The following is a 20,254-nucleotide window of genomic DNA, read 5'->3' as shown; positions in this document are numbered from 1 at the left end:
GGGTCGGCCTAAACCTTTCGCGCCGCGTCGGGGGAAATCGCCGGACAGCGCGCGTGTGCGCGCGGAACGACCGTATAGCGTCTCGGCGTCTCGGTTTCGTCTCGGCGTCGCGGCCGCCCGCCTCGCTCCGCCGCTACTCCTCGAGCCGTTCGCGGAGCAGGCGGTTCACGTCGCCCGGGTCGGCGCTGCCGCCGGTCTTGCTCATCACCTGCCCGACCAGGAAGTTGATCGCGCCTCCTTCGCCGGCGTGGTAGTCCTCGACTGCGTCGGGGTGCTCGTCGATGGCCTCCGCGACGGCGTCGGTGACCTCGTCGTCGTCGGCGGTGCCGAGTCCCTCCGATTCGATGACGGTGTCGGGATCCGTTCCCTCGTCGAGCATCGTCCGGAGGACGACCTCCTCGGCGTTCTTCGTGGTGATCTCCTCGGCGTCGACCAACTCGACGAGGCGGGTGAACTCGTCGAGTCGGTGGTCGACGTCGGTGATCGCCATATCGCGGTAGTTGAGTTCGCCGAGGAGGTTGTCGGCGACCCACGTCGCCGCCAGGTCGGGATCGAACTGCGCGGCGACGTCCTCGAAGAAGTCCGCGACCTCCTTCGTGGAGGTGAGTTTCGACGCCGACTCGGCATCGAGGTCGTACTCCTCGCGGAAGCGCTCGCGGCGCGCGTCCGGGAGTTCCGGGATGTCGATTTTGGCTTTCCAATCCGAGACTTCCAGCGGCGGCAGGTCTGCCTCCCGGAAGTACCGGTAGTCCTTCTCCTCTTCCTTCGAGCGCATCGAGACGGTAATGCCGCGGGACTCGTCCCAGTGGCGCGTCTCCTGTTCGACCGCGCGGCCGCGCTGGACGGCGTTTTTCTGCCGCGTCACTTCGTAGGCGAGCGCCTGCTCGGCGTTCTTGTGACTCGAGATGTTCTTGACCTCAGTCCGGTTCGCAGATTCGAGTGTCTCCGATCCGATCGCGCCCTCGTCGTCGACCGCCTCGGCGGGGACGAGCGAGATGTTGGCGTCGACGCGGAGCGATCCGTCGCGCGTGGAGTCGAAGACGCCGAGATACTCCAGGACTTCCTCCAGTTTCGCGAGGAACGCGCGGGTCTCTGCGGGGCTGCGAAAGTCGGGTTCGGTGACGATCTCCATCAGCGGCGTTCCGGCGCGGTTGTAGTCGACGAGCGTGTAATCGGCGGTGTCGATGCTGCCGCCCTTGTGCTGGAGGCTGCCGGGGTCCTCCTCCAGGTGGGCGCGCTCGATACCGATCTCGCGGCGTTCGCCCTCGACGGAGACTTCGAGCGTCCCCCCTGCGCAGATCGGCGCGTCGTACTGCGTGATCTGGAAGTTCTTCGGCAGATCGGGGTAGTAGTAGTTCTTGCGGTGGAATCGCGTATGGGCCGCGACCTCGGCGCCGAGCGCCTTGCCGACCTTGACGGCGGCCTCGACGGCGCCCTCGTTCAGGACAGGCAGGGCGCCGGGCAGCCCCAGACAGACCGGACAGGTGCGGCTGTTCGGTTCCTCGTCGTCGGCCGGTTCGGTCGAACACCCACAGAAGATCTTCGTGTCCGTCTCCAGTTGGACGTGGACCTCCAGGCCGATGACGGTGACGAGGTCCCCCTCCGAGAGCGCCTTCGCAGTCATTGGCTGCGTTTCGACACAGCGCGGCTAAAGGCTAACGGGAACGGCGGGGCGGACCGCGATCTCCCTGCACCCGCCCGATTCCCCGGGGAGAGTATAAGGAGCTGACGGGGGATAGTGCTCGTACCTGCGGTCCCCCACCGAATTATGGACCTCCCCGACTCCCTCCGACGGCCGCTGGTCAATCACTCCGAGAAGGGCGCACGGGCAGTGATGCTGTTTGCGATCTGGTGGGGCTATCGCGCCTACGACCGCAATTTCAACCCCGAGTGGTTCGGGTGGGCGTGGAATCCCGGCGGCAACGTGGGCGCCAACTTCCGCACCTACCAGTACGCCGCGGAACTGGCGCTGGAGGGGCAGTCCTTCTACGGCGTCGCCCCGCCGGGGCTGGCCGAATGGGCGGTGTACCTCTACCCGCCGATCACCGTCACCGCGTACTACCCCTTCACGGGGCTGGAGTGGATGACCGGCTACTGGCTCCTGGTCGGGCTGAACGCACTCGCCGGGGTCGGTGTGGCGGCCGCGATCGTTCGCTTTCTGGACCGCGTCGACCGGCGGCTCGGGTGGGTCGACGTCGCTCTGATCGTCGGACTATTTCTCGCCTCGCCGTTCACCTTCGGGACGATCTACTACGGTAACATCAACCTCCTCGTCGCCGCAGCGTTCGTTTCCGGCTTTCTCGCGCTCGATGACGGCCGGGAGACGGTCGCCGGGACGGCGTTTGGGCTTGCGGCACTGTTCAAACTCTTTCCGGCCCTCGTCGGGGCGTGGCTGCTTCGGCGTCGTTCCTGGCGGTCAATCGCGGCCGCGACGGTCGTCGGAGTCGGTGGCATCCTCGCGGGCGTGGTCGCGTACGGGTGGGAGCCGACAGCGACGTTCTTTTCGGATGTGGTTGTCGACCGCACCGAGACCGCGGCCTTCGCCGGCGGCTACCCCGTCGACAGCACGTTCTACGTGACGTTCCAGCGGCCGCTGTCGCACCTCCTGTGGGGCGTGTTCCCGGACGCTCCGCCGGAACTGCTGACGCCCCTCGCGGCGCTGCTCGGTGCGGCCGTCCTCGCGGTCTTCTACGTCGACGTCGAAACCCGTCAGGACCGACTCCTCGCCATCTTCGCGACGCTCGTGGTGACGGTCACGGTCGTTCCGGCGCTGCAGTGGTATCTCGTGTTGCTTTTCTTCCCGATGGTTCCGCTCTGGTACGTCTGGGACGGGCCGGGGCGGCGGCTCTTTCTCGTCGGCGGGGTAGTGATGTTCGCGAACGCGACGCCCGGAGGACTGGTGTCGGGGATCCGCGAGTACGGCCTCCCGAACCTCCTCGAATCCGCGCTCGTCTCCGTCGTCACCTTCGCGTCGGTCCCGCTGTACGGGATCGCGATTATGCTGCTCGCCGGCGCGCTCGCGAAGTACGGGCTCCGTCCCGACCGGACGGCACTCCGGGCAGTCGGTCGGATCCGGCGGGCAGTTTCCGGCCAGCAGTCGGGTCGGTCTCGGTGACTCTTCCGGTATGCTGAGGACGGGGCTCTCACCGCGACAAAGTTCTTGTGAGCTGACAGCCTACGCCCGGATGAGATGTCGAACGGGAGTTCGAGTCTAGACTGGCCGAGTGACTTCGCCCGGACGGATCCGGCCGACCGAGAGCCGTATCCGCACAACTTCCGGGTCGACCTCCGGGAGGCGTTCAGGAACGTTCTCGCGGAACTGAACCACAGAGACGTCGAGAACGCTCGCGTCGAGAGCGCGGCGAACCACCTCGCGAACGATCCGAATATACCCTACACGGACGCGAACCCCGACGATCCTGGCGTCGTGGCTTACTACAGCAAGGGCGGCCAGGAGTTCGCCGTGCCCTGTGACCGCTGGGACAATTTGCGGGACAACGCCCAGGCGATCGCGAAGTATCTGAACGCGAAGCGGGCGCTCGAACGATACGGCGTCGAGACGGTCTCCGGCACGTCGGAGATGGTGACGCAGGTGTACTCTTCGGGGTGACTGTCCGCGCGCCCAGTCGACTGCTGGCGTCCCGAGAGTCCGGATTCTCCGGGGCCTCGCTCACCCGTCGATCACCAGCCGTCCCGTGACCCACGCCGCGTCGTTGACTCGGGCGCTGACGTCGTACTCGCCGGCGGAATCGGGATTCTCGGCCGCGCCGTACCGGAGGTGAACCCGGTCGTCGGCCCGGAGTTCGTATCCCGTCTCGAAGGTGACCGTGAGGACGCTGTCGTCGTCGTTCGTGTTCACGCCGCTTATATCGCCTTCCCCGAACGTCTCTTCGAGGTCGCCGTCGGCGTCGGTGTCGACGCCGACCGTCAGGATCTCCTCGTGTTTCGCGGTGTCGAGGTCGACCGCCTCCTTTGGGTACTCGACGGTCACCGACTCGAGTTCCTCGCCCTCGGCGTCCTCGGCGTTCAGGACGGTCGCGTGGACGACGTCGTCGGCCCCTGCGGTGGGGTCTTCAGCGACGACAAGATCCTCCTGAAGGGCTGCGTCATCCCCGAGGTCTCCCTCTACGACGTCGTTCGCGGCCGATTGCGGCAGATCGACGGAGAGGCCGGCCGCAATCACTGTCGCGAGCAACAGCGTGAGAACGATCATCAGCACCGCTCCCACGACGGGGCTGATCCCGCGGTCGGTACGCTCCGCGGTGATGTCGGAGAACGGAACCGTGAGGTCGCCCGTGATATCGATCACGCGACGACCCACTGTCTGGATTCGGTCACTCCCGGCGATAGATCCCGGGGTGAATTGAACCCTCTGATGACGAGCACTATCGAAGGAGTCGTCGCGACTGTCGATTTGCCTTCGAAACGCTTTTTTATATACTGGGCGTCGCTTCGATTGCGCGCCGCCTTAGCTCAGACTGGGAGAGCACTCGACTGAAGATCGAGCTGTCCCCGGTTCAAATCCGGGAGGCGGCACTTCTCTGAACCCGACCGCCGAGCGGAGCGAGCGCGGCGGGTTCTGTCAGTGCGACCCGAACGGATTTGAACGAGACGAGTCACAGCCCGCGCAGCGATGCGAGCAGGAATGTCTCGGCGTGGTTCACAATCCGGGAGGCGGCATTATACTCACAGTTCAAATGCCGGCGGGCGTAGCGTACGCGCAGTAAATGCTAACCGGTTACTCCTCCCTCTCGAATCACGGTGTTCTGGTGAACGAATCTCTGTGTCTCTCAATCGAGGTCGTCCAGCCGATCGCCGAGCGCGTCCATCATCTCCCACAGAAGTCCGGTGACTGAGCGTGCGCCGAACGAGACTAGTTCGTACGTGTACGCGTCGTTCGCGTCCTCCCGTTTCTGGTAGTGGAGCAACCCATCCACGTGCGGATTCGGTTCACAGTGGAACCCGCAGTCGAGCCCGTCCGGTTCGCTGTAATGGAGGGTGTAGTACGCACGAATCGGGGTTCGTATCCAAGTGTCGTTCGCGCGGTCGGATGCTTCGGGGCCGGGTGTCGGATCCGGGATCCACGTTACCCGGAGCGACGCCGTCTCTGTACCGCGACCGAACCACGACGGGTCGAGGGCGGCTCGGAGTTCCCGGTACTCGTCCGACGGTTCCCCTTCGACGGATCGAACAGCGGGATGTCGTACCAACTCGCTGCGTACCTCGCGTAAGATGCGGTGACGATCCCGGCCCGAATTCGCACCTCCATCGGAGCGAACACGTTCCCCACGGGAACCAGAACAAGGGTGGCTGGTTCGGTGATTACCGGTGTCAGGTGAGTTCTCTGGCGTGTCCCGTTCGCTCGTCATACCGTGATCGACGACGGATCCGACGTCCAGGTGTCGTAGTTCTCGATGGCGTCCTGCACGAGCGAGAGCCGATACCGGGCGAGTTCCCAGTCGCTCGCAATCCGTACGAACTCGTACGCTTGCTCGGCGGAAACGTCGTCAGCAGTCGCCCGCTCGCGTAACACGTCAGGCGAGTGGACATCGTACTCTGTCTCCCAGGCCGCGATGTCGTTTTTCAAATCAGCGGCCTGTTCTGAGAGTTCCTGCTTTGTCGTCCCTCGGAGTAACTCTCGAACATCCCGAAGCCGGGTGTACAGTGGGTCCGGATAGTAGCGACGGGTCCCGTCGTTCTCGGTCACCGTTACGACGCCGAGATCGATGAGTCGGTGGAGGTGATCCCGAGCCGTATTCGGGGAGACGGCAGCCTCCTTGGCGATCCACGGGGCGGGCTGTGGCTCCGAGAGCGTCATCGTGACTGACTTCACCCGATCGAACGCCGACGCGTGCTTCTTCCACGTCCCTACCCACTCGGGTTCGTCGTTGGACGCCTCTTCGGGTGACATACGCGATAGTACCCACTCGAACGTAATAGTTCTATTCCTCCGCAAATTATTGCGTACGGATGGCTGCAAGTGAAGACGGAGAGATCGAAGGTCTGCGAGGCGAACTCGAAGACCGTGTCGATGACCTCACAAGATCACGTACCGGATCACAGTTGCAGAACTGAATCGTCTCACCGCTTAATGCTTAGTAGTAATAAAACACTTCGAATGCTGGGAGGCGGCATTTTCCACAGGAAAATATGAGCAGTGAAATAGGGTGGTTACCGTGCCGCCCTTCGACCGAGGATGAACACGAGCAGGGCGAGCATCACTGCCCCAAGAGCCGTCTCAAGCGTTGTCAACAGTCGGCCGAAGCCAACAGGCTGGAAGTCGACAAAGCCGAGAGCAGTGTACGTCAACGTTGAGTAATAAATCGCATTCAGAATTTCGGCGGGATTAGCTGCAATCTGCGCGTAGGTAATCGGGTTTCCGTCGGTCGGTTTCATCCATCCGCCGAGCGGATACAGGAGTGCAAACGAGAAGATGATACCGAGGCTCCACGCAATGACGCGCCACGGACTCTCACCGTACAGGAGTGTCCCACGTGCTACTTTCGCTCTGCTCCACCGAGCGCCTGCTATCAGCCGTTCCTCCCACGAATTCCGCTCCTTAGCAGCTTGCTTATACTCGTTTTTTTGGAGGTCTTGGCGCCGGACGAACGAGCGGGCCTGCAACCGAGGGCGGGCGTGCTTTCCGCCAAGCTCTTCCAAAGATCGGTAGACGCTTTTCGCCTTGTCCACGTCCTGGTCTTCGTTGTCTTCTCCATACGCCGGGTCGTAGATACAGGTCGGTCGAGAGCGGATAGCAACGACTGTATGCGGCGAGATACCGGAGTCATCTGATGGGTGGCCGAGGAATTGCGTCCCTTCATTGATCCGAACATCACCGAGGACTGCTCCATTGAGCTTTGCGCCGCGCAGGTCTGCATCGAACAGTGTTGCTCGGCTCAACAGGGTTGATTCGAAGTTCGCATTCCGGAGACTCGCCCCCGTAAATGTCGAGTCAGTCAAGTCCCCTCCATCGAATTGAACCGCATCGAGAGTCAGGTCTTCGAAAATGGGACCCTCCTCAAACTCTACATCACTAAATACGAGACGATCTCCCGTGAACGCTGCTTCCCTGAAATCGCTCTTTTTCCGGAACTCTGCTCCCCTGAAATCGGCCTTTTCTCCGAACTCTGCTTCCCAGAATTTAGCCTTTCCCCGGAACTCTGCCGAGACGAAGCTGGCCTCTCCCTCGAACTCTGCTTTCCAGAAGCTGGCCCTTCCTCCGAACCCTGCACTTGGGAAGTTGGCCCATCCTCCGAACTCTGCTTCCCTGAAGTAGACCCGTTCTCCGAACGCTGCTCCTCTGAAATCGGCTTCTCCGTTGAACTCCGCTTCCTTGAAGTCGGCCTCTCCTCCGAACTCTGCCCATCTGAAGTCGGCCATCTTCCCGAACTCTCCCCGTTCGAAGGTAGTTTCTCCTCCGAACTGCGTCCTGTGGAAGCGAGTTTCGTCGTCACATTTGATCCCGTTCAGGGTGATTTTTTGGACAGCAAGGACGGTCTCAGACCAGTCTAATACACCAGTAACCGTTGCGTAGTCCAATGCAACCCTCCCGTCCTCAACTGTGAGGGTGGATTCCTCGCGCAGATCGAACATACCAAACTTCGCACCGACGAACTCCAGTTGTCGCGTCTCGGTGTCGTCGCTGGGCGAAGTTTCGTCGACTGCGTCCAGAAAGGCGTCAACGCCTTCATCGTCGGCTTTCTCTTCGATGGGGAGATGGAAAATACACCGGTCCTTGTCCGCCTCCGCATCGTGAGGACAGGCCCAGACACCGTCTTCGTCCAGGATTTCATCATCAATCAAACAATTCTCATCCGCTTTCCCACCCCACGTCTCGGGGTCATTTGGGTCAAGCACGTATTCGCAGGTTCCCTCCGCGTCTGACATACCTCTGCCAAGTACTGAAGTCTTCTTTAAACTGGGTGCCAAAGTGTCGGAGTGTCCCTGTGATTTTGGTGTTGCCTTACGTGCTCCCTGCTTTTTTTCACGCGGAAGCTGGTCGGCGGATTGAGGATGCCCGCGACGGTCCCCATCGAATGGATGATAATCACGAGCGGGGCCAGCGGCAGCGGCAGCGCCCAGCCGATGCTGTCGACGCCGTAGTACTGCACCCCCCGGAGATACCAGAACAGGGTCAAAAGCCCCAGCGAGAACGAGGCGGCGGCGAACAGCCCGCCGGCCCCGACGCCGATACCGAGAAGCGCAAGCGGCACGACGATCAGCGTCACGATCGGCGAGAGCGCCCACGCGTAGTTGCGGACGCGGGTCAGCACTTGATAGCCGAACGGTAACGCGGAGGCAGCCTCGATGTTGCCGGCCGACCAGCGGCGGCGCTGCTGGGTGATCTCGGTCAAGGACGGCGGCGCTTCGTTCCGGCAGGTCGCCGTCGCGAGCTCGAATGAGAAGTCCTCGAGTTTCTGGGCGGCCGCCCACACGAACGCGGTGTCCTCGACGATCGTCTCGCGGTCCCAAGTCACCTCGTCTTCGACGGTTTGCTTGACCGCGATACCGCCACCCCAGGCGAAAAGCGGGATCGAGAGGCGGGCGAACGCGCGCTGCTCGATCTGGACGCCCATCCGGTAGACGTCAGCCAGATACGAGAGCACCGAATCGGTGCGACGGGGCTGTTCGCGAAATTGGACGATATCCGCGTCTGGAAGTCCCTCGAACGACTCGAGGTGGCTGTCCTCGTCGAGGTAGAGGACGAACTCCCGGTCGTTCGTGAGCGTCTGGTGGGCCCACTCGAGCGCCCGTCCTTTCCGGACGGCCGCACACGAGAAATTATCGGGAACGACCTGGACGGTCGCGCCAGCGACGTCGATATCGGCCTCGGCGACGACGTGGACGTCGTCGAACTCGGCCGCAGCGAGTCCACGGTGGCCTGCACGACGTCTTCGGCGTCGACGGTGAGGATGCGAACCTGTATTTCGCTGCCCCCGTAGATAGGAGCCGGCGGTTCGTAAATCACGCCGACGACGTATGTGAGGACGATCCAGACGAACGCGGTAGCGGTAAACAGTATCGTCGTCCCCCAAAGACGGAGCTCGAAGGTGTTGTGCCAATCGACGAAACCGAGGGTCAAAGACGGTGCGAGCACCGCGATCGCGGTGAGAACGAGCACCGCGACGACCCCGGTCAGCGAGAGGCGTTCTGCTGTCATCGTACTTCGGTCGAGAGGTCGGAGCTATTTAGGGCGGCAACACCGTGAGCACGTCTTGCCTGTGAATCGGGCCCATTCAGCCCGAAATGTCCCGACTGGTTTCGGACCAGACGCTAGTTGACCGTTTTGATCCGTAATCGAGTGTCCGTCGTCTGGACGGTTCCGCGGCCGCGCAAGATCCTGGGGAGCGACGATCGAGAACGTGAGCCGCTGTGGGCGCCGTTCAGGCCATCGCCTCTTTCGCGACTGTCTCTACGGTGGAACAGAACGCTTCGATGCAGCCTGCGTGCACCAGTGGGACTGTGTATATGTCCGATACACCGAGAAAGCCGTCCTTACTGTCGATCGACTCACCGCACACGAGACAGGAGACGTCACGGACCGTCGACCTGCTGTCGGACGGTCCTCCGAAGCACTTGAGTTCGATCTCTCTCCGGAAGACCTCTCCCTCGACGGCGGCGATACGTACCGGTTCTGTCTCCTCGAACGACACCCGTTCCAGATCACGGCAGAGCGTCTCGACACCATCGATCGAGACGTAGAAACTCTCTGCCGCATCGTTGGATCGGATCCGCACCGCTTTGGTGCCTCCGGAGAGGTCTTTTCCCGTCACGAAGCACTCGGCACCGTAGACCGCGTTGTCTCCGGTTGCTTCTTCGAGGACGATCGTCCCGCGTTCCGAGAATGTCTGTGTTCCCATATCTTCTGTCTCTGATCGGGGGATCGAACCTGTCGATACGAGGGAGAAAGCCCCGATGAGCGCAGTCATCGCGCGGTGTGAGTGTGTCGCCTTCGATCCGCCCTTCACAACAAATACGAGCGAGAGGCGTCGGATTAACTGCTACTATGAGTGGTATAGACCGCACTGATCGTTATATAGAGGAATATAGACAGGGAGTCATCTCGCGTGACGATCGACCGTGGAAGTGAAGCGTCCGTCGTGGTACAGAGAGCACTCAGTTCACATAGCACCCGATCGCGGCCAGTGGTACCGGTCACCGCGTATTTCGGACTGAACGCTGTCAGTCTCGGACTGGTCACCGTGGGTGTCGTACTGATAGCCGCGGGTGACGATCTGAACCCCGTCCGTCCTGTCTCGGACCTCGTCTAGCCGGACTCCTCGAACTCGAATCGTGCCCCCCCGTCGGTCCCCGCCGTCGCGGAGACGGTCCAGCCGTGTGCCTTTGCAATGTCGGCCACGATCGAGAGGCCGAAGCCGGTTCCGCCGGTGCTATACGTCACGCCGTGATCGAATACGTCCTCCCGCTTTTCGGGTGGAATGCCGTCACCGTCGTCCTCGACGTAGAATCCTGGGGCCCGTTGCAGTTGCCCGACGGTGACCGTGACCTCGTCGCCACCGTGCTCGATGGCGTTTCTGAAGAGGTTCTCGAAGAGTTGCGTCAACCGCCCTTCCTCCCCGGCAACCGTCGGAACCGGATCCTCGACCGTCAGCGTGGCTTCGTCGGTATCGACGTATCCCCACGCTTCCGTCGCGATCGTCCTGAGATCGACCTGTTCCGGATCTTCGATTGTCGTGTCCCCGCGAGCCAATGTGAGAAGATCCGCGATGAGCCGTTCCATCCGGCTGTGTGCCGACTCGACTTTCCCGAAGTGCTGTGCGTTCCCCGTCTCCTCGGCGAGTTCGAGAAACCCTGCCGCCACCGTGAGGGGGTTCCGGAGGTCGTGTGCGACGACGCTCGCGAACTGATCGAGTCGCTCGTTCTGTCGCTGCAGCCTGCGCTCCCGTCGGACACGCGCGAGGGCCGCCTCGACAGTCGCCCCGAGAATTCGGAAGAGATCGGTGTCGGTGTCGGTAAAGGTCTGCTGCGACTGCGAACTCGCGACGAGCAGTCCGTACTCGCCCAGCGGCAGCAGAATCTCGCTTCGGAGATCCGTCTCGGGGTTGTGGAGCGTCTGCTGGGAGTGGATGTCGTCGTACAGTTGCAGTTCGCCGGACTCGAAGGCCTCCCACGCGAGACTGTCCCCGGGCGTGAACCGTGGCGACTCGCCGAACAGTTCCCGGCCTCCTTCCGTCTCCGTGATGGGTACAAGCGCCGTTTGCTGTTCGTCGTACTCCCAGATTCCGGCGATCTCGAACTCGAGTATGTCCTCGGCAGCGGCAACGGCGATATCGCCGACCTCTTCGCTCGACACTGCTCGGCTGAGTTCCTGTGCCGTCTCCTGGAGGTCACGGAGGGTCTTCTCCAACTGTTTCTGTTCGGTGATGTCTTCGAGGACGGCGAGGACGCTCGTCACCGTTCCGTCCGTGTTCGTGAGCGGCGCAACAGACAGCAGTAAATCCAACTGCGCACCGTCTTTTGTCTCTCGCTGAACTTCTTTTCCACGTATCCGTTCACCGCTCAGCGCACGCTGCCGGTGTGTTTTGAACTCGCCTCGCTGATCGTCAGGAATCATCGGATTGAATTCGCCGATGACCTCCTCCGGCGACCACCCGAACATCTCCTCGGCTCCGTCGTTCCAGAGGACCACGGTGCCGTCACTGTCGATCTCCATAATCGTGAGCGGGACCGCCTCGATGAGCGACTCCAGTCGCTGATTCGTGGCCTCGAGTTCCTGTTGTCGTTCGACCTGTTCCGTGATGTTCCGCGCGATGCCGACGATCCGTACGATCTCGTCATCGACGATGACGGGCGCGAGGCTCGTCTCCCAGAACCGCGCGTCGGGAGCGACGTCCAACTCCTCGCGGTACGAGATCGGTTCACGGTTCTCGACACAGCGACTGTAGTTCGCTTCGAGTTCTGCGCCGCGGTCCGCGCCGAAGACGTCCCGCGGTGTCCGGCCGCGAACCGCCTCGGTCGTGAGCCCGGTCTGGTCCTCGTATCCGGGACTGAGCCGGGCGAACTCGAATGTCTCTCCCTCCCCGGTCGAGTCGACGTCGAGAAGGAATATCGCATCTCCCGAGCTATCCAGCAGTGCTTCGTATTCCTCCGCGAGTTCCTGATACTCGCGTCGCTGGGCTTTCCGCACTGTGATGTCCTGGAAGACCCCACGGAGCACGGAGTCCCGCTTTTCTGTCTCGTCGACGCGCTCTCCCCACGCACGCACGTCACGGACTTCCCCATCAGCCCGGACCAGGCGGAGATCGAGATCGTAGGGCTCTCCGTCTTGGATCGCTCGCTCGACTGCGTCCGCCACTGTCTCTCTATCGTCGGGGTGGTAGAATTCGATCGCCTCGTCCAGGGTCGGCTCGTAGTCGTCTTCGACGCCGTGGATCCGACGAACCCCGTCCGACCACTCGAGGTCGCCCCTCGATGGGTAATACTCCCAGACGCCGATCTCTGCGATGTCCTGAATCCGATCGAAGAGGAAATCCTGCCGCTTGAGTTCGGTCCGGTCCCGATCTCGCGAAATCTCTGCGCTCACGAGCTCCGCCAACAGTTCGATGAAGGTTTGTTCGAGCGCGCCGAACGGTGCTGTTCGTGTCGTTGGGCTCGAGAAATTGACCGTTCCGTACCGCTCGCCGTCGACGACGAGTGGCGTGCCGATGTACGATTCCAGCCCGAGTTCACGGTAGGCTGGGTGTGTCGATTTCCCGTCGGCAACCGCATTCGCGAAGGAATAGACACCCTCAGTTTCGACGACGTCCTCGCAGTACGTCGATTCGAGGTCGAACTGGTCTCCGGATTCGATGTCGGCAGCCGGTGCGTGGACGGCCCTGACTGTGTAGTCGCCTTCCTGAATGTGCGAGACGATCCCGACCTCCAGATCCAGCGTCTGACAGCCGACGTCCAGCAGCTGCTGGAGGCGCGTCTCGGCGGAGATGTCGCTCGCTGCCATCGCGGCCTGCAGTCCCCGAAGCGCATCCCGTTCCCGCTCTAACTGTCGTTTGACCTCGGTGTGTTCGGTGACGTCCCGTGCGACGACGAGCACCCGTTGCTTTTCGCTGCTCCGAAACGGGGTGAGACGGACGTCGAACGTCCCCTCTTTCTCCCCGCTCGTCTCGAGATCGAGTTGTAGGTCCGTCTCGTAGAGGTCGGGAAGGCCATCGTCGGCCTCGATACCATCGAGCGTCGAGTCGACTGCCGTCGAGAATCGGTCTCGGTCTTCCTCGGCAACGCGGTCATCGACGACCGTTTCCAGCGACTGTCCCTCGAGTGCCGCCGACTCCTCACCGACGATCAGCCGTTTTGCGGCTCGATTCGCAAACTCCACTACGCCCTCGTCGTCGAGGACGAACACTATGTCGTGGATGTTTTGCAGGATGGTTTCGCTGCGCTCCAGTTCCAGTTCTCGCTCCCGCTCGGCCGTGATCTCCCGTGAAAAGACGGTCAGACCGTCGTCATCCGGGAACACCCGCACTTCGACCCAGTAGTCGAACGGCGGCCCCAGATGCTGTTCGAAGGCCATTGTTTCACCGGTCTCCATCGCGGTTCGATATCGCTCTTCGAGCGCCGTTCCGACGATCGACGGGAACGACTCCCAGAGTGTGGTCCCCACCACAGTTTCCGGGGCCCGGCCGACACGCTCGGCCATCTTCTCGTTCATATACTCGATGCGCCAGTCCTCGTCGACGGCGTAGATCGCGTCAGTCGCGCGCTCCAGCGTCCGCTGGAACCGATCCGACATCCGCTGGGCGACTTGCTCTTTGCGGGCCGCTTCGACGAGTGTCTGAATTCGGTGTGCGAGGCGCTCGAAACTGTTCCCTTCCGAGTGGATCGGAAGATAATCCGATACGCCTGCCTGCGTCGCTTCGCTCGCGATCTGTTCGCTTCCCCGCCCTGTGAACAGGATCGTCGGTACGTCGTGCCCTTCCGCTCGCAACCGGTCCAGCAGGTCGAGGCCCGTTCCGTCCGGCAGCGAATAGGAGGTGACGACACAATCGATCGCAGCGGTCGCGAGCGCCTCGAAGGCATCGTCGGCTGTCTCGACGACCGTGATCTCGAATTCGGGGTCGCTATTCCGGAGCTTTGCCCGGGCCAATTCGGCAAAATCGCTGTCGCCGTTTACATATAAGACGTGAATCGACGAGACAGTTATGGCATTCGACTGAGACATTACTATCCCTAAACAGTGCAACCATATTAATCGGTTGTAGCGGTTCTTACGGGTGACCTTTCGATCCCGATATTGTCATTGGACTTATGATCTGATACTACGGCGAAGTGCGATTCGGCGCTTGCCGTCGAACGTGCGCGAGGAATGACCGCACGAGGAGTCCACGAGCGTGGGACGTCGCTCCCGGCCGGTACTACTCGGCGTCGACAGTCGGTTCAGCGCAGCTTTATATCACTGTCACAACAATCGCGTCCCGTGCCGGTGACCCGCCGAGAACTGCTGGCCGCGCTCGGCTCGGCAACGACAGCGTCAGCCGGCTGTGCGGGATCCCCGGGCGCAGCGACCCATACTGGCACGCCGACTGTGCCGCCCACGGAAGCGAGCTACGCGTACACGCACCTGCAGCCCAGCGGTAACCGGTTTATCCCAGGGCGTAGCTCGATCGCGGACGCCGATCCAGTCGATATCGCTGTCGACGGCCGACCGGCGTGGCTGCTTGCGTTCGGGAACGATGCGAGCTACTGGACGATCGTCACGACGGACGGTACGGCGACGACCCACCGGGTCAGCGAGGGGCGCAGCGAGCGCGTCGGGACACACGACCGCGTGCCGCAACCGCCGCTGGCGTTCCGGGCAGATGGGGACATTGCATTCGTCGACAGGCCCGCAGACTGCGCCGATTTCACCCATCCAGTCGTGAGCGAGGACAGGCTGGTGTACGTCGCGGCGGACGGCGACCTCGTGATCCGCCGGGCGGACGGGAACAGGAGGCTGTCCGCGAACGCGCCGGTGGACGCTCGCCTCGTCGCGGTCGACGCTGACCGGTACGCCCTCTACGGTGCGCAAACCGACCGCTACAGACACGGTGCACTGGGGGACAGCACGGAGGGCGGCAGCCTGCTCGTCGTCGACGCTGCAAGCGGGACTGTCGACGTCGAAGTCACGCTCGATCCGCCGGCGGTGTTCGAGGGGCTGTGGCCGCTCGTGGCCGACGTCGACGGCGACGGCGACAGCGAACTGGTGACGACCGTCTCGGATTCGACCGCCGGCGCGCGTATCAGGGTGTACGGAGCCGACGGACGCGAACTCGCGACCGGTCCCGTCTACGGATCGGGCTGGCGCCACCAGCTCTGTGTCGCGCCGTTCGGCCCGGACGGGCGACCGGAACTGGCGGTGGTCAGGAAGCCCCACGTCGACCGGACGGTCGAGTTCTACCGACTCGCCGACGGCGAACTGACCGTCACCGCGACCGCTCGGGGGTACGCCAGCCACACATACGGATCCAGGAACGTCGACGGCGCGCTCGCTGCTGATCTGGACGACGATGGCCGCCGTGAACTACTGGTTCCGACGACAGACCGACGGACGCTGGCGACAGTGCGCCGCACCGACACCGGCATCGAGACGCCGTGGTCGCTCGCTCTCGGCGGATCGCTCGCGACGAACGTGACCGGTGTCGCACTCGAGGGAGACCGGCTCGCGGTCGGCGCCGGAACACCCGACGGCGTTCGCGTCTGGCAGGGCTGACGAGCGGCCGCGGCCCGCTGAAGTCATCGCCGGTTCAAAGCCCCGTAGACGGCAGGGATCGCCCTTGCACATCATTTAAGCACCGGATGGCTATACTAACCACATATGTTAGACCGGAGTACTATAAGGGACCACCCCGAGGAGGTCAGAGCGTCCCTGGAGAAACGCGGCGACGAGGACGTCGACCTCGACGCGTATCTGGAACTCGACGACGAGTGGCGGGAGCTGAAACAGCGCGGCGACGACCTCCGGCACCGCCGCAACGAGATCAGCGACCGGATCGGCACCCTCCAGCAGGAGGGCAAATCCGACGAGGCCGAGGAACTCATAGAGGAGTCCAAGGAGCTGAAAAGCGAGATCGAGGAGATCGAGGAGCGTGCAGAGGAACTCGAAGCCGAACTGGAGGACCGGCGGCTCCGCATCCCGCAGATTCCCCACGAGAGCGTCCCCGTCGGCGAGGACGAAACCGACAACGTCGAGGGGCGACGCGAGGGGTTCGACGACCTGCGTGACCTCCCAGCGGAGGTCGTTCCCCACTACGAACTCGGCGAGGAACTGGGCATTATTGACGAGGCGCGCGCGCGAAAGACCTCCGGCAGCGGTTTCTACTTTCTGAAGGGCGACGGCTCCCGACTGGAGCACGCGCTGATCCAGTTTATGATGGACATCCATCGGGAGCAGGACTACGTCGACGTCTTCCCGCCGATACTGACGGACTCCGACTCGATGACGGGGACCGGACAGCTCCCGAAGTTCGACGAGGACGCCTACAAGGTCGAGGGTGAGGACCTGTGGCTGTGTCCCACCGCGGAGGTGCCGGTGACGAACATGCACCGCGACGAGATCCTCCTCTCGGAGGACCTCCCGCTCAAGTACCAGGCGTACACCCCGAACTTCCGGCGCGAGGCGGGCGAACACGGGACTGCGACCCGCGGAATCGTCCGCGTTCACCAGTTCAACAAAGTCGAGATGGTGAACTTCGTGACGCCGGAGGACAGCTACGACGACTTCGATCGGCTGCTCGACGAGGCCGAGGAGGTGCTCCGACGCCTCGAGCTCCCCTACCGAACGCTGGACCTCTGTACCGGCGACCTCGGGTTCAAGGCGGCAAAGCAGGTCGATCTCGAAGTCTGGGCTCCCGGCGACGATATGGACGAGGGCCCCGAACAGGGCGGCCGCTGGCTCGAAGTGTCGTCGGTTTCGAACTTCGAGGCATTCCAGGCGCGGCGGGCGGGGATCCAGTACCGGCCGGAACACCACGAATCCGCGGAGTACCTCCACACGCTGAACGGCTCGGGGCTGGCGCTGCCGCGCGTGATGGTCGCGATCATCGAATATTACCAGAACGCGGACGGCACCGTGACCGTTCCGGAAGCCCTCCGCCCGTATCTCGGCGGGCAGGAAGTCATCGAAGGCCGCGGGGACGTCGGCGAGTCGTCGCTGGGCGAGGATTGAACCGATCGAGACTATTCGCGGTCGAATCGAGGTGAGCGCCGTCGAACTTGCATCCGTGTGTCCGACCGCCGCGCCGCCGAACTTGCATCCGTGCGTCCGACCGCCGCGCCGCCGAACCTGCATCTGTGCGTCCCACCGCCGCGCCGCCGATCCAGACGAACAGATTAAGGGCGCAGCAGGCGCCTTCTCGGAATGGTGACCACATATGGGGGATCTGCCGGATCAGTTCAACTGCACGATCACTAACTGGGAGTACATCTACGGGCTCTGCCGCGACGTCAGCGACCAGGTGAAAGAAGCGGACTTCGAGCCGGACGTCGTCGTCGCGCTCGCCCGCGGCGGCTGGTTCGCGGGCCGGTGTCTCTGTGACTTCCTCGGGCTGGACGATCTGACCAGCCTGAAGATGGAACACTACGTCGGCACCGCCCAGAAGTCGGGCGAACCGGAGGTCCGCTACCCGATGCCGGAGGGCAGCGTCGCGGGCAAGGACGTTCTCGTCATCGACGACATCGCCGACACCGGCGGGTCGATCGAGCGCGCCCACGAGTACGTGACCGACCGCGACGCCGACGAGGTGCGGACGGCGACCCTGCAACTGCTGGGAACGAGCGAGTTCGATCCCGACTTCGTCGGCGAGCGGCTGGAGGAGTGGGCCTGGATCGTCTACCCGTGGAACTTCATCGAGGATCTGATCGACCTGACCGCGGGCGTGATGGAGAAAGCCGACGCCGACACCGTCGACACCGAGGAGATCAGACACCTCCTCTCGGAGTACCACAACATCGACCGGATCGAGATGGAGATCGCCCAGCCCGATCGGATGCAGGAGGTACTGACCGAAATGGAGCGTCGCGGGCACATCGAGCAGGTCGACGGCGACGCTTGGCGGCTTCACGACAGCGACGGCGTCGGGACCTGACAGGGCTGGGAACCTGGCGGACCTGCCGTCCCGAGTTCCCGCCGGCTATCGAAGCGTTTGAGTATCGACTCCAAGTCCCTCCGGTGTGGTCTCTCTGGTCTCCGTCTTCGCGACTGCGATCCTCCCGATCGTCGCCGTCGGCGGCGTGGGCTATCTCCTCGGGCGGTTCCGCGAGATCGACACCGACGGCCTGAACACGGTCATCGTCTACGTCCTCGCGCCGGCGCTCGTCTTTCACAGCCTCGCGACGACGACGCTCGCGGGATCGACGCTCACGAAGATCACGCTCGCGGTCGTCGCGTTCCACGCCTTCGCGATCGTCACCGCCGAGGCCGCCGGCCGCCTGTTCGGCGCGTCGGAGACGGCGCTCGTGGCAGTGATCCTCGTGACCGCGTTCCCCAACTCGGGGAACTACGGCGTGCCGGTCTCGAACTTCGCGTTCGGCGACACCGGGCGGGCGACTGCCGTCGTCTACCTCTCCGTGCAGGCCGTCCTCATCTGGACAGTCGGGGTGTACATCGCCTCCCGCGGGAGCACCGACAGCAGACTCGACGGCGTCCGGCGCGTGTTCAGCGTTCCCCTCGTGTACGCCGTTCTTGTCGCGCTCCTCGCGCGCGCGCTGGACGTTGTTCCGCCGGCCGACTCGACCGCGATGTCGACGCTGCAGCTCGTCGGCGACTCGGCGATTCCGGTGATGTTGCTCCTTGTGGGTATTCAACTCGCCCGGACGGACGTCGGCTCGACGCTCTCGGCCGTCGGCGGCGTCGTCGGCCTGAAGATGGTCGTCGCGCCGATCATCGGGCTCGGCATCGCGCTGGTCGCCGGGTTCGGCGATCCCGCGGTGGCGCGGACGTTCGTCCTCGAATCCGCGATGCCCTCCGCGGTGACGCCGATGATCCTCGTCGGGGAGTTCACCGAGGGGGAGGTCGCGGGCGTCCCGATCGTGGAGTTCGTCTCGACGGCCATCTTCGCGACGACCCTCGTCTCCGTCGTCACGCTGACCGTTCTCATCGCCGTCCTGCAGAGCGGCGTCGTGATCTGAGCGTCGGTCCGTCTCGGTCGGGCTGCGGTGCTGCGCCGGTGACGGCTACCCGCCACGTTTTAGCGCCGTCGCGTGCAGACTCCCACTATGACCATCGGATTCATCGGCGGCAGCGGCATCTACGAGGCCCTGCCGCTCCGGGAGACGCGCGACGTCGACGTCGAGACGCCGTTCGGCGAGCCCTCCGCGCCGCTGACGGTCGGGGAGTTCGGCGACACCGGCCGCGAGGTGGCGTTCGTGCCGCGGCACGGCCCCGATCACAGCTACTCGCCGACCACGCTGCCCTACCGCGCGAATATTTTCGCACTGAAACAGCTCGGCGTCACACACATCATCGCCTCGAACGCGGTCGGGAGCCTGCGCGAGGACCTCCCGCCGCAGACGCTCGTGATCCCGGATCAAATTTATGACCGGACGAAACACCGCGAGCTGACGTTCTTCGACGAGGACGTCGTCGTCCACCAGCCGTTCGCGGATCCGTACTGTTCGGAACTCGCCGAGATCCTCGCCGACGCCGCCGAGTCGGCAACCGACGCCGACGTCGCCCGCGAGGGCACCTACGTCTGCATCGAGGGGCCGCAGTTCTCGACGCGCGCCGAGAGCGAGTTCTACCGCGCGCAGGGGTGGGACGTCATCGGGATGACGACGATCCCCGAGGCGAAACTCGCCCGCGAGGCGGAGATAGCCTACGCTACGGTCGCCGGCGTCACCGACTACGACGTCTGGAAGGAGGACAGTCAAGTTACACTCGAGGAGGTGCTGGAGAACGCCGAGAAGAACGAGGTCGCGATCAAGGAGACGGTCGAGGCGGCGATCCGGGCGATCCCGGACGACCACGACTGCGACTGCCACGACGCGCTTTCGGGCACGATCAACACGCCCGACGCGGCGATCCCCGAGTCGACGAAGGCCGATCTGGCGCCGCTGCTCGGGGACTATCTCGGGTAGGAGGACGGCGAGGATGTCATAGAAGACTTCCCACACCCACACAGGAATCGCTCACTACAGCCCACCTTTTTGCTGCGTCGGGTCGCGCTGCGCGCGACCACTCCTTGCAAAAATCTGGACCAAAAAGTGACCGACTCCGCCGCCTTCGGCGGCTTCGTCGGTGAACCGCTCGCTCACTACGTTCGCT

General features: G+C 63.4%; 15 protein-coding genes and 1 tRNA gene. 8 read left to right on the top strand and 8 right to left on the bottom strand.

Features of this window, described 5'->3' with window-relative positions:
• Positions 1-133: 133 nt before the first annotated feature.
• On the bottom strand, positions 134-1,624 hold the full coding sequence (gene gatB / locus RJT48_RS05410; RefSeq protein WP_311171223.1) for an Asp-tRNA(Asn)/Glu-tRNA(Gln) amidotransferase subunit GatB: 1,491 nt from the start codon (positions 1,622-1,624) through the stop codon (positions 134-136).
• A 114-nt stretch (positions 1,625-1,738) separates the two neighbouring features.
• On the opposite strand from gatB, the gene RJT48_RS05405 reads away from it, so the two are divergent.
• On the top strand, positions 1,739-3,115 hold the full coding sequence (locus RJT48_RS05405; protein WP_311171222.1) for a glycosyltransferase family 87 protein: 1,377 nt from the start codon (positions 1,739-1,741) through the stop codon (positions 3,113-3,115).
• Between the two features lie 75 nt (positions 3,116-3,190).
• Positions 3,191-3,610, top strand: a complete 420-nt coding sequence (locus tag RJT48_RS05400) for a hypothetical protein (RefSeq protein WP_311171221.1) — start codon at positions 3,191-3,193, stop codon at positions 3,608-3,610.
• Positions 3,611-3,670: 60 nt separating this feature from the next.
• Here the strand turns inward: RJT48_RS05400 and RJT48_RS05395 are convergent, their stop codons facing one another.
• Positions 3,671-4,321, bottom strand: coding sequence for an archaellin/type IV pilin N-terminal domain-containing protein (locus RJT48_RS05395; protein ID WP_311171220.1), 651 nt, complete (start codon positions 4,319-4,321; stop codon positions 3,671-3,673).
• 141 nt (positions 4,322-4,462) lie between these two features.
• Here RJT48_RS05395 and RJT48_RS05390 point away from each other — a divergent pair.
• Positions 4,463-4,536: transfer RNA gene (locus tag RJT48_RS05390), tRNA-Phe, on the top strand.
• Positions 4,537-4,790: 254 nt separating this feature from the next.
• On the opposite strand, the gene RJT48_RS05385 is transcribed toward RJT48_RS05390, so the two are convergent.
• The 6 genes from RJT48_RS05385 to RJT48_RS05360 form a co-directional block, all read right to left on the bottom strand.
• Positions 4,791-5,210: a hypothetical protein gene (locus RJT48_RS05385; protein ID WP_311171219.1), complete on the bottom strand. Its 420-nt coding sequence runs from the start codon at positions 5,208-5,210 to the stop codon at positions 4,791-4,793.
• A 155-nt stretch (positions 5,211-5,365) separates the two neighbouring features.
• The gene (locus RJT48_RS05380) at positions 5,366-5,911 is read right to left on the bottom strand and encodes a winged helix-turn-helix domain-containing protein (RefSeq protein WP_311171218.1); all 546 of its coding nucleotides are present in this window, start codon (positions 5,909-5,911) and stop codon (positions 5,366-5,368) included.
• 260 nt (positions 5,912-6,171) lie between these two features.
• Positions 6,172-7,887, bottom strand: coding sequence for a pentapeptide repeat-containing protein (locus RJT48_RS05375; RefSeq protein ID WP_311171217.1), 1,716 nt, complete (start codon positions 7,885-7,887; stop codon positions 6,172-6,174).
• Positions 7,888-7,913: 26 nt separating this feature from the next.
• Entirely contained in the window at positions 7,914-9,035 is a 1,122-nt protein-coding gene (locus RJT48_RS05370; protein WP_311171216.1) for a glycosyltransferase family 2 protein, read from the bottom strand.
• Between the two features lie 348 nt (positions 9,036-9,383).
• Entirely contained in the window at positions 9,384-9,860 is a 477-nt protein-coding gene (locus RJT48_RS05365) for a hypothetical protein (protein WP_311171215.1), read from the bottom strand.
• Between the two features lie 407 nt (positions 9,861-10,267).
• The gene (locus RJT48_RS05360) at positions 10,268-14,176 is read right to left on the bottom strand and encodes a PAS domain S-box protein (protein ID WP_311171214.1); all 3,909 of its coding nucleotides are present in this window, start codon (positions 14,174-14,176) and stop codon (positions 10,268-10,270) included.
• A 255-nt stretch (positions 14,177-14,431) separates the two neighbouring features.
• On the opposite strand from RJT48_RS05360, the gene RJT48_RS05355 reads away from it, so the two are divergent.
• The 5 genes from RJT48_RS05355 to mtnP all read left to right on the top strand — a co-directional run bounded on the left by RJT48_RS05355 (position 14,432) and on the right by mtnP (position 20,067).
• Positions 14,432-15,703, top strand: coding sequence for a hypothetical protein (locus RJT48_RS05355; RefSeq protein ID WP_311171213.1), 1,272 nt, complete (start codon positions 14,432-14,434; stop codon positions 15,701-15,703).
• 105 nt (positions 15,704-15,808) lie between these two features.
• Positions 15,809-17,158: a serine--tRNA ligase gene (gene serS, locus RJT48_RS05350; protein ID WP_311171212.1), complete on the top strand. Its 1,350-nt coding sequence runs from the start codon at positions 15,809-15,811 to the stop codon at positions 17,156-17,158.
• 205 nt (positions 17,159-17,363) lie between these two features.
• The gene (locus tag RJT48_RS05345; protein ID WP_311171211.1) at positions 17,364-18,077 is read left to right on the top strand and encodes a phosphoribosyltransferase; all 714 of its coding nucleotides are present in this window, start codon (positions 17,364-17,366) and stop codon (positions 18,075-18,077) included.
• 85 nt (positions 18,078-18,162) lie between these two features.
• Positions 18,163-19,119 carry an AEC family transporter gene (locus RJT48_RS05340; protein WP_311171210.1) on the top strand — a complete coding sequence of 319 codons (957 nt, stop codon included), beginning with the start codon at positions 18,163-18,165 and terminating at the stop codon, positions 19,117-19,119.
• Positions 19,120-19,206: 87 nt separating this feature from the next.
• Positions 19,207-20,067, top strand: a complete 861-nt coding sequence (mtnP, locus tag RJT48_RS05335; protein WP_311171209.1) for an S-methyl-5'-thioadenosine phosphorylase — start codon at positions 19,207-19,209, stop codon at positions 20,065-20,067.
• Positions 20,068-20,254: the final 187 nt, after the last annotated feature.

Origin of the sequence: Halobellus ordinarius (assembly GCF_031823395.1) — an archaeon.
Classification (GTDB): Archaea; Halobacteriota; Halobacteria; order Halobacteriales; family Haloferacaceae; genus Haloquadratum; species Haloquadratum ordinarius.
The sequence above is the reverse complement of the archived record's forward strand: the minus strand, read 5'-3'. Positions and strand labels throughout refer to the sequence as shown.

What these genes read in the sequence shown, in the direction of transcription:
- gatB (WP_311171223.1), bottom strand. Translation starts at nt 1,624, where the DNA reads ATGACTGCGAAGGCGCTCTCGGAGGGGGACCTCGTCACCGTCATCGGC.
- RJT48_RS05400 (WP_311171221.1), top strand. Translation starts at nt 3,191, where the DNA reads ATGTCGAACGGGAGTTCGAGTCTAGACTGGCCGAGTGACTTCGCCCGG.
- RJT48_RS05380 (WP_311171218.1), bottom strand. Translation starts at nt 5,911, where the DNA reads ATGTCACCCGAAGAGGCGTCCAACGACGAACCCGAGTGGGTAGGGACG.
- RJT48_RS05375 (WP_311171217.1), bottom strand. Translation starts at nt 7,887, where the DNA reads ATGTCAGACGCGGAGGGAACCTGCGAATACGTGCTTGACCCAAATGAC.
- RJT48_RS05365 (WP_311171215.1), bottom strand. Translation starts at nt 9,860, where the DNA reads ATGGGAACACAGACATTCTCGGAACGCGGGACGATCGTCCTCGAAGAA.
- RJT48_RS05360 (WP_311171214.1), bottom strand. Translation starts at nt 14,176, where the DNA reads ATGTCTCAGTCGAATGCCATAACTGTCTCGTCGATTCACGTCTTATAT.
- serS (WP_311171212.1), top strand. Translation starts at nt 15,809, where the DNA reads ATGTTAGACCGGAGTACTATAAGGGACCACCCCGAGGAGGTCAGAGCG.
- RJT48_RS05345 (WP_311171211.1), top strand. Translation starts at nt 17,364, where the DNA reads ATGGGGGATCTGCCGGATCAGTTCAACTGCACGATCACTAACTGGGAG.
- mtnP (WP_311171209.1), top strand. Translation starts at nt 19,207, where the DNA reads ATGACCATCGGATTCATCGGCGGCAGCGGCATCTACGAGGCCCTGCCG.